Annotated in this window: 6 protein-coding genes and 1 tRNA gene; 2 read left to right on the forward strand and 5 right to left on the reverse strand. The window is 39.7% G+C overall.

Annotation, left to right across the window (positions count from 1 at the left end):
* Positions 1-27 precede the first annotated feature (27 nt).
* Positions 28-1440 (reverse strand): D-serine/D-alanine/glycine transporter, encoded by a 1413-nt coding sequence (gene cycA / locus HMPREF3129_RS04335; protein WP_004243480.1) that lies wholly within the window; start codon positions 1438-1440, stop codon positions 28-30.
* Between the two features lie 258 nt (positions 1441-1698).
* Between cycA and HMPREF3129_RS04340 the strand changes: the two genes are divergently transcribed.
* A tRNA-Lys gene (locus HMPREF3129_RS04340) sits at positions 1699-1774 on the forward strand.
* A gap of 408 nt (positions 1775-2182) precedes the next feature.
* Here HMPREF3129_RS04340 and putP read toward each other — a convergent pair.
* The gene (gene putP, locus HMPREF3129_RS04345) at positions 2183-3667 is read right to left on the reverse strand and encodes a sodium/proline symporter PutP (RefSeq protein WP_036918530.1); all 1485 of its coding nucleotides are present in this window, start codon (positions 3665-3667) and stop codon (positions 2183-2185) included.
* A 471-nt stretch (positions 3668-4138) separates the two neighbouring features.
* Here putP and putA point away from each other — a divergent pair, with 471 nt between their 5' ends.
* On the forward strand, positions 4139-8107 hold the full coding sequence (gene putA / locus HMPREF3129_RS04350; RefSeq protein ID WP_036918532.1) for a trifunctional transcriptional regulator/proline dehydrogenase/L-glutamate gamma-semialdehyde dehydrogenase: 3969 nt from the start codon (positions 4139-4141) through the stop codon (positions 8105-8107).
* A 143-nt stretch (positions 8108-8250) separates the two neighbouring features.
* Here putA and fliZ read toward each other — a convergent pair whose 3' ends face one another.
* From fliZ to HMPREF3129_RS18845, 3 genes are all read right to left on the reverse strand, one after another.
* Positions 8251-8781: a flagella biosynthesis regulatory protein FliZ gene (gene fliZ, locus HMPREF3129_RS04355; RefSeq protein ID WP_004243493.1), complete on the reverse strand. Its 531-nt coding sequence runs from the start codon at positions 8779-8781 to the stop codon at positions 8251-8253.
* Between the two features lie 58 nt (positions 8782-8839).
* Entirely contained in the window at positions 8840-9562 is a 723-nt protein-coding gene (locus HMPREF3129_RS04360; protein ID WP_004248319.1) for an RNA polymerase sigma factor FliA, read from the reverse strand.
* Between the two features lie 442 nt (positions 9563-10004).
* Positions 10005-10147, reverse strand: a 143-nt coding sequence (locus HMPREF3129_RS18845) for a flagellin (RefSeq protein ID WP_254668234.1), incomplete at its 5' end; no start/stop codon positions are given.

Consider the following 10147-nt stretch of genomic DNA (forward strand, 5'->3'; position numbering starts at 1 on the left):
AATGACCATCAATTTAACTAAAAAAGATTAATTTTTTAATTGTGCTTTTTGTTTACGCTTTTTCACAAAATGATACCCTATTCCTAAAGCAATAAACCAAATGGGCGTTACCATCAGTGCTTGACGGGTATCATGTTCAAATGCCAATAACACGACCATAAACACAAAAAATGCTAAGCATAGCCATGACATCACTATCCCTAATGGCATTTTATAAATAGATTGTTGATGTAATTGAGGACGTTTCTTACGATATGCTAAATAGCAGCATAAGATCATACTCCAAATAAACATAAATAATAACGCAGAGACCGTTGTTACTAACGTAAATACCCGCATCACATCTGGAATAAAATAAATTAGCACAATACCGCAAGATAAACAGAGACTCGTAAAGAGTAAACCATTGGCAGGTACTGAACGTTTTGATAGCTGGCTAAACTGTTTTGGTGCCTCCCCCTCTTTCGATAAACCAAATAGCATACGACTGGTTGAGAAGATACCACTATTTGCTGAAGAGGCGGCTGCCGTTAATACCACAAAGTTAACTAAACTGGCTGCGGCTGGAATACCAATCATGACAAAGAGTTCTACAAACGGGCTTTTGTCTGCCAAAATCGAACGCCACGGCGTTACTGACATAATAATCGCCAAAGCCAAAACATAAAAAGTAATAATACGAATAGGAATAGCGTTAATCGCCTTAGGTAATGATTTCTCAGGATCACGTGTTTCAGCCGCTGCTGTACCTACCAGCTCAATCCCCACAAAAGCAAAGATAGCAATTTGAAAACCAGCAAAAAATCCGCTGATCCCTTTAGGGAACATACCGCCATCATTCCAGATATTTTCAATAGTTGCCGTGTGGCCGGCTGGAGATTGAAAATTTATGCTAATCAATACGATACCAACAATAATTAAAGAGACAATAGCGGTAATTTTGATCATCGAAAACCAAAATTCCATTTCCCCAAATAATTTTACTGTGGCTAAATTCAAAATAAGTAGTGTCAGCACACAAATAAAAGACGTTCCCCATTCAGGAAAATTGGGCGCCCAATAACTAATATAGGAGGTAATGGCAACAATATCAGCGATACCGGTGATAACCCAGCAAAACCAATAACTCCATCCAACAAAAAAGCCAGCCCAAGGCCCTAATAAATCCCCGGCAAAATCGCTAAATGATTTATATTCTAAATTTGATAATAATAGCTCTCCCATTGCTCGCATAACAAAGAACAGGACAAAGCCGATTATCATGTAAACAAAAATAATCGATGGCCCAGCTAGCGAAATGGTTTTCCCAGACCCCATAAATAAACCAGTACCGATAGCACCACCAATAGCGATTAATTGGATATGACGATTGGTTAGCCCGCGTTGTAGAGTGGCATTTTTCACTCTAACGGGCTGAGTAACTTCTGTTTGCTCTTCCATACAATACCTGAAATGTTTTCATATTTTTGATGTTGTTACGCCACTTTTTTATTTTTTCGCCGTGGCTAAGTTTGCGAAATTATTGTGACACAAATCTCAGAATAAGTAATGAAAAGATCACTTTTAGTAAAATGAGTGACGATTTGATAACCAAATAATATCCTTTCTTCATTTTAATAGACGATATTTTATACATTTGGAAAAAATTTCAAATTAAGGGTTGACCCGCCCTTAAGAGAGGAGAATAATTAGCGCATCGGGTTGTTAGCTCAGTTGGTAGAGCAGTTGACTCTTAATCAATTGGTCGGGGGTTCGAGCCCCCCACAACCCACCAAATTTACGCTGAGTAATCAGGCAGATAGGCCACTTAGAGATAAGTGGCTTTTTTGTATCTGGAAGAGAATGGCGACAAAATGGCGATAACAGCTAGCTATTATCACGCTCATTAATTGCGTTATATAGCTGACTAATATTTAACCTATAAATTGTGATTAAAAAATAAGTGTATTACAAAATATTAAACCAATAAAAATATTAGTATCAGTATTATTGACTAATAACAGCATCAATGAAATTTGATGGGTTAAATATCGCTTTGATTAAGCAATCTTAATGCTATTAATATCATGCTAAACAAAACCCTTTAATGGTTAATATTTACTGTTATTTTGCCAAAAAAATACCACCTATATTCTTATATAGATGGTATTTCATGAAATAAAATCTCACTGCTTATTAATAATTAAGTGTTACGATATTCCGCTTCTGCTTCATCAAAACGTTGTTGATTTTCTGCCGTTGGTGACTTACCCAGTAAACTGACAATAACAATGGCTATGGACGCGAAAATAAAGCCCGGAATAATTTCATAAAGACCGAACCATTTATATTGCATCCATACCAGTACCGTTAATGCACCAATTAACATTCCCGCAAAAGCACCATTACGAGTCATACGTTTCCAAGTGACAGAGATAAGGATCACCGGACCAAATGCAGCACCAAATCCTGCCCAAGCATTACTCACCAAATCAAGTACTTTATTTTCTGGATCACGGGCTAAATAAATAGCGATAACCGCAACTAATAACACCATGCCACGACCAACCCAAACTAGCTCTTTTTGACTGGCATTTTTACGAATAAAAGGCTTATATAAATCTTCAGTTAATGCACTGGCGCAGACTAATAATTGGCAGCTTAACGTACTCATTACCGCAGCTAAAATCGCAGATAACAAAATACCAGCTATCCACGGGTTAAAAAGTAACGAAGCTAATTCCATAAAGATACGCTCATTTTTAGCCATAACCGGACCTGCAACGGCCGGATTAACTTCAAAATAAGCAATACCAAAGAAGCCCACCGCCACCGTTCCGCCTAAACAGAGGATCATCCAAGTCATACCAATACGGCGCGCTTTACGAATAGTTTGATTTGAATCTGCAGCCATAAAACGCGCGAGAATATGAGGCTGTCCAAAATAACCTAATCCCCAAGCTAATAATGAAACAATAGCAATAAAATCAAGCCCTTTAAACATATCAAGATAAGTAGGATCTTTCGCTTTAATGATCTCTATAGAGGTGTCAATTCCACCAATTGAGAAAATAACAATAATTGGTGTCAGAATAAGTGCGAAAATCATTAATGTGGCTTGTACCGTATCCGTCCAACTTACCGCTAAAAAACCACCTAGGAAAGTATATGCAATGGTTGCTAGTGCACCATAGATCATCGCTTCATGATAAGGAATGCCAAAGGTAGACTCAAAAAGCATACCTCCTGCGACGACACCTGATGCACAATAAATAGTGAAGAAAATAAGAATAACTAACGCAGAAATAATGCGTAGCATTTTGCTTTTGTCATCAAAGCGAGAAGTTAAATAGTCTGGTAAAGTCAGTGCATTATTGTTTTTTTCTGTTTGTAAACGTAAGCGCCCTGCAACTAAACGCCAGTTAAGCCATGCACCTAAACATAAACCAATGGCTATCCAACTTTCGGAGATCCCCGCAAAAAAAACCACGCCTGGTAATCCCATTAATAGCCAGCCACTCATATCAGAAGCGCCCGCAGAAAGTGCCGTTACTACACTACCAAGCCTTCGTCCCCCTAAAATATAATCATCAAAATTTTTTGTTGATCGATACGCTAGATAGCCGATAAAAAGCATCCCCAATATATAGATCGTAAAGGTAATTAGCATTGGCGAATTTAGAGCCATAATCGCAGTTCTCCATATATCTGTTACGATCAATTGCTATGCTTTCAACTTATGCAGGAACGTTGCACTTCGTTGCACACCAATGACCTTATCAGTTTTTATTTAAAATAATTTCTTACTGTAACAAATAAAACATTCATATCAATCCTAGAATAGGTTATAAGCATTTAACAAGAAATTAACGTATCGGTGTTTAATTTTTGTATGTAACTTCACACTATTTGCTTCGGTTGAAAGAGATTAATATTATCTCTTCATTGAAGAAAAATATATAACCTAGTGAATTATAAGTATTATTTATTTATCCATCTAAGATAATATTTTTTAACCATTTATAAAACCTGACAACTTTCACATTATTTATAAATTTATTGTTAACAATGTTGCACAAAGTTGCAACATGGCTGATATTAAGAAAAATAACTGGTCAATGTGCCGTATAAGTAAGATGCACGATATGAGGAGCACTGCATGAGTAGCACAACAATGGGTGTTAGACTTGATGAAGAAACCCGTAATAGATTAAAAGATGCTGCACAAAAATTAGATAGAACATCTCATTGGCTAATTAAACAAGCCATCTTCAATTATCTTGAACAAATTGAAAATGATCAGCTCACCCTAACCCCTATCACACAGGCTGAGCAAGATATTGAAGAAAGCACAGCCCCCCTAACGGCACATTATCAACCGTTTTTAGAATTTGCAGAGCAGATCCACCCACAATCGGTGTTACGCTCGGCAATTACTTCTGCTTATCGTATACCTGAAACACAAGCGGTGCCTATGCTACTACAGCAGGCAACACTACCTGAGCATGAGGCTCAAGCCACGCATAAACTGGCTTACTCCATTGCAGAAAAATTACGCAAACAAAAACAGGGTGTTGGACGCTCAGGTCTGGTACAAGGCTTACTGCAAGAGTTTTCTCTCTCTTCCCAAGAGGGGGTTGCCTTAATGTGTTTAGCCGAAGCTTTATTGCGTATTCCTGATAAAGCAACCCGTGATGCCCTGATCCGAGATAAAATTAGCCATGGCAATTGGCGCTCGCATTTAGGGCAAAGCCAATCTATGTTTGTCAATGCCGCCACTTGGGGTCTACTGTTTACAGGCAAACTCGTCTCTACCCATAACGAAGAGAAATTATCTAATTCTCTAAATCGCATTTTAACTAAAAGTGGTGAGCCTTTAGTGCGTAAAGGCGTTGATATGGCGATGCGTTTAATGGGGGAACAATTTGTCACCGGTGAAACTATCTCCCAAGCGTTAGCCAATGCACGCAAACTTGAAGAAAAAGGCTTTAGATATTCCTATGATATGCTAGGAGAAGCGGCCTTAACGGAAAAAGATGCGCAAGACTATTTAGTCTCTTATCAACAAGCCATCCATGCCATTGGTAAAGCCTCTAATGGACGAGGTATTTATGAAGGACCGGGGATCTCCATTAAACTTTCAGCATTACATCCCCGTTATAGTCGAGCTCAATATGATAGAGTGATGTCGGAGCTTTACCCTCGCCTACTCTCTTTAACGCTACAAGCCAAGCAATATGATATTGGTATTAATATTGATGCAGAAGAAGCGGATAGACTGGAAATATCCCTCGATTTATTAGAAAAACTCTGCTTCGAGCCTGAATTAGCGGGTTGGAATGGTATAGGATTTGTTATTCAAGCCTATCAGAAACGCTGCCCTTTAGTGATTGATTATATTATTGATTTAGCTCGCCGCAGTCGTCGCCGTTTAATGATCCGTTTAGTAAAAGGGGCTTATTGGGATAGTGAGATTAAACGCGCGCAAATGGATGGACTGGAAGATTACCCTGTTTATACCCGTAAAGTGTATACTGATGTCTCTTACCTTGCGTGTGCGAAAAAACTGCTCGCTTCACCGAATTATATTTATCCGCAATTTGCCACGCATAATGCCCATACTTTATCAGCCATTTATCATCTAGCGGGTCAAAATTACTATCCTGGTCAATATGAATTCCAATGCTTACACGGTATGGGTGAACCCCTCTATGCACAAGTTGTGGGTAAAATTGCTGATGGTAAACTTGGTCGCCCTTGTCGTATCTATGCGCCAGTAGGTACTCATGAAACCCTACTGGCTTACCTTGTGCGTCGATTATTAGAAAATGGTGCAAATACCTCGTTTGTAAATCGTATCGCTGACACCACCATCTCCTTAGATGAATTAGTTGCCGATCCGGTTAAAGAGATCAATAAAATTGCGCAAGCTGAAGGACAAATCGGACTTTCACATCCTAAAATCCCGCTCCCAATGCAGCTTTATGGTGATGAGCGTAAAAATTCACCGGGGATTGATATGTCTAATGAGCATCGTTTAGCCTCATTATCCAGTGCATTACTGACCTCTGCGATGGAAAAAATTCACAGCCATCCGCTCATTGGTGGTGAGTGTAATAGTGCAGAAGAAGTAATTGCACCACAATCTATACTCAATCCGGCAAATCACACCGATGTCGTCGGTACAGTACGTGAAACAACGGCCGCCGAAGCTAATTTTGCTTTAGATATTGCCCAAGAAAATGGTGAAATTTGGTTTGCAACCCCACCTGCGGAAAGAGCGGCGTTTTTAGTCCGCACAGCAGAACTGATGGAACAGCAAATGGGTCCATTAATGGGGGTCTTAGTCAGAGAAGCGGGTAAAACCTATAGTAATGCTATTGCAGAAGTGCGTGAGGCGATTGATTTTCTTTATTATTACTCAGCACAAGTGGCAAATGATTTTGATAATAATACCCATCGTCCTTTAGGCCCTGTTGTCTGTATTAGTCCTTGGAACTTCCCATTAGCCATCTTTAGTGGACAAATTGCAGCGGCGTTAGCGGCAGGTAATACCGTACTGGCCAAACCTGCGGAGCAAACCCCTCTGATTGCTTTTAAAGCCGTAGAACTATTTTATCAAGCAGGAGTACCTCGCAGTGCATTACAACTCTTACCGGGTCAAGGGGAGACCATTGGTGCACAATTAGTGGCAGATGAACGCGTGCGTGGTGTGATGTTTACAGGCTCTACCGAAGTTGCCCACATTTTGCAAAAAACCTTAGCGGGTAGACTCGATAGCGAAGGTCGCCCTGTTCCTTTAATTGCTGAAACAGGTGGCTTAAACGCTATGATTGTCGACTCTTCTGCCTTAACGGAACAAGTGGTCACTGACGTTATGGCCTCTGCTTATGATAGTGCGGGTCAACGTTGTTCTGCTTTGCGTATTCTCTGTATTCAAGAAGAAGTGGCTGATAGCACGATTGAAATGTTAAAAGGTGCAATGGCACAAGCCATAATAGGTGATCCAAGTCTCTTATCAACAGATATCGGCCCTGTAATTGATAAAGAGGCAAAAGCGGGTATTGAAAAACATATTCAAACTATGCGCACAGCGGGTTTTGACGTTTATCAAGCAACCTATAATCAACTTACTAAACAGGCTGAAAATAACAGTACTTTTGTTCCTCCTACCTTAATTGAGTTAGATAAAATTAGTTCACTTAAAAAAGAGATTTTTGGCCCTGTACTGCACGTCGTACGTTATTCAAGCCAAGATCTGCCTGCTTTATTAGCTGAAATTAATGCGACTGGATATGGATTAACGATGGGGGTTCATACCCGTATTGATGAAACTATCGCTTATGTAGCGACTCATGCAAAAGTAGGAAATTTATATGTAAACCGCAATATGGTAGGTGCTGTTGTCGGGGTACAACCTTTTGGTGGTGAAGGTTTATCGGGTACGGGGCCAAAAGCTGGAGGCCCTGCTTATCTGTATCGTTTATTATCAAAACGTCCTGAAAATGCCATAACACAAACCTTAGCACGTCAAGATGAAACATTACCCCTTGATGCCTCTATGCGACAAAATTTATTACAAACCTATCATCACTATATGACGTGGTTAGCAAATAAAACGGAACCTGCACATTATCAGGCGCTAGAAGAATACGCCAATGCATCACAAGCTGGCACATTGCGCGTATTGCCGGGGCCTACTGGCGAGCGAAATACCTATCAATTAGTCCCTTGTGGTAAGGTGCTTTGCCTCTCAGATAATGAGCAAGATATATTTACTCAGTTAGCGGGAGTCTTTGCATCAGGATGCCATGCTATTGTCCATAATGCTGTTTTCTCGCAAAAAACCTATCGTGAATTGCCTGATATGATCAGAAAAGCAATCACACTCACGGACAACTGGCAAGATGAGTCACTAAGCATTAATGCCGTTATTTATCATGGCGATAGTGATCAGTTAAAAGAAACTTGTCAGCAAATTGCACAACGTAAAGGGGCTATTATTTCAGTACAAGGCTTCTCACGTGGTGAGACAGCATTGTTATTAGAGCGTTTATTGCATGAACGAGCATTAAGCGTCAATACCGCCGCTGCCGGAGGCAATGCCAGCTTAATGACAATCAGTTAAACCCAGCGTTCTCTTTCTCACTTTATTTTTGAGACCACCTTTAACTTACTTATCTATTAAAGGTGGTTTTTTTATTTCTGGAATAAAAAATAAAAAGGAGCAACATAATGTTACCCCTTTTTTTAGGTCTCTCTTGAATGCGATTAGTGACCACTACTCATCGAGGTTGGCGCTTGGCACCAATCAAGATATTGCTCATACTTACGTAGGGCAATGTTGTAGTTACTAAATGCGGAGGGAGTGAGCTTTTTACTCAAGTCTGACTGAATTTTCTCTGTCGTAAATTCTTGACGAGGAAAATTAGTGGAAGTCAGCAATTCATCGAGTCGACGTAAACGAACCACATACTCACGAACAGTACTGTGGCTCATCTCCGTTTGTTCGAACAAATACTGCTTAAAAGACATAATGTCAAAGTAATCAGTTTCACTATTACAGTAAATCTCACTACAAAAACGGCACAGCGCAGAAAACTTTCCTTGCAAGGTTTCCCATGTTTCATCATCAATTAAATCTGTCATTTCAGAAATGGCTTCTTTATTGATAACTTGGCGATTGAATACGAGAGAAATCCGATCAAGCGCCTTATGGCAATGCAAACAATGAGTTTGGCTGTGTTTATAGTCTTTAATGTAACGGCTTAGCGGCCGTTTCTTTTGTGTTGAAACAGACATAAGAGATAAAGCCCTGTGTTGTAGTCTTAATAAATAAAAACAAAAATAAGCAAAACTTCTATTTCTCTGGGTTTAAGCGTGCTCGCAGCCTTTTGATTGCTTGGCTGTGTAGCTGACTTACGCGGGATTCCCCGACATTAAGCACTGCGCCTATTTCTTTCAAATTAAGTTCTTCCTGATAATACAGGGTAAGAACCATTTTTTCCCTTTCGGGAAGCAATTCTATCGCGTCTATGACTCTTTGGCGAATATCACTTTCCAATAACATTTGTAAAGGATTGTCATCGTGATCTTCGTCTTGAGACGGTTCACAGCTTTCACCGTAAATTTCATGCCATTCGTCATAAGAGAACAACTGGCTGTTATTTGTATCCAATAGGATCTGCCGGTATTCTGCTAACTCAATCTGCAAATGATCAGCAACTTCCTGTTCTGATGGTGGTCGTCCTAGATCCTGCTCTAACTGATGAATGGATTGTGTCACTTCTCTTGCATTACGGCGCACACTGCGGGGCGCCCAATCACGACTTCGTAGCTCATCTAACATAGAGCCTCGAATACGTTGCACAGCATAAGTAGTAAAGGCGGCACCTTGCATTGAGTCATAACGCTCAACGGCATTCAGTAGGCCAATCCCCCCTGCTTGCAAAAGATCATCCAATTCAACACTCGCAGGTAACTTGACCTGTAATCGTAATGCTTCATGGCGAACCAAAGGGACATATCGCTCCCAGAGGCTATTTTTGTCCATCACGCCTTCGGCGGTATACAAATCACTCACAACAAAAGACACCTTTGGATAAAAGACCGGAAACCATTATCCGACGAAATAGTGTTAGCAATCGGCTGAACAGTGAAGCAAAAGCCCCTCTTTTTCACCTATGCTAAATTTTCAGCGAAAATTGGGTTTTCATTGATAATTTAATTTGTTATTGCATTACAAGTACATACTGTACCTTAAGATGGGTCATACTAATCCGCAGAAAAACCGTTAAATAAATTGATATTTTGTCTTATTGAAAGAAATGTATTCATCAAATCTGTATTTTGTTGATAAAAAAATAACATATAAATCATATTACTTATCTTTTATCTATTTTTACCTACAACCCATCAATGGGAATACCTATCCATAATTAATAAAAAAAACAATTGTTTTGATGAAAAAACACCCACAACCAAAATGGCTGTGGGTGGGATCTGAAGATGAGTTTAATGAAGGATTAACGTAACAGAGACAGAACAGTTTGTGGTACTTGGTTTGCTTGAGCCAGTACAGCAGTACCTGCTTGTTGCAAGATTTGATTTTTACTCATATTGGACACTTCTGTCGCATAGTCAGCATCTAAGATACGGCTACGTGAAG

The organism is Proteus sp. HMSC14B05, assembly GCF_001808035.1.
Lineage (GTDB): Bacteria > Pseudomonadota > Gammaproteobacteria > Enterobacterales > Enterobacteriaceae > Proteus > Proteus mirabilis.

What these genes read in the sequence shown, in the direction of transcription:
- cycA (WP_004243480.1), bottom strand. Translation starts at nt 1,440, where the DNA reads ATGGAAGAGCAAACAGAAGTTACTCAGCCCGTTAGAGTGAAAAATGCC.
- putP (WP_036918530.1), bottom strand. Translation starts at nt 3,667, where the DNA reads ATGGCTCTAAATTCGCCAATGCTAATTACCTTTACGATCTATATATTG.
- putA (WP_036918532.1), top strand. Translation starts at nt 4,139, where the DNA reads ATGAGTAGCACAACAATGGGTGTTAGACTTGATGAAGAAACCCGTAAT.
- fliZ (WP_004243493.1), bottom strand. Translation starts at nt 8,781, where the DNA reads ATGTCTGTTTCAACACAAAAGAAACGGCCGCTAAGCCGTTACATTAAA.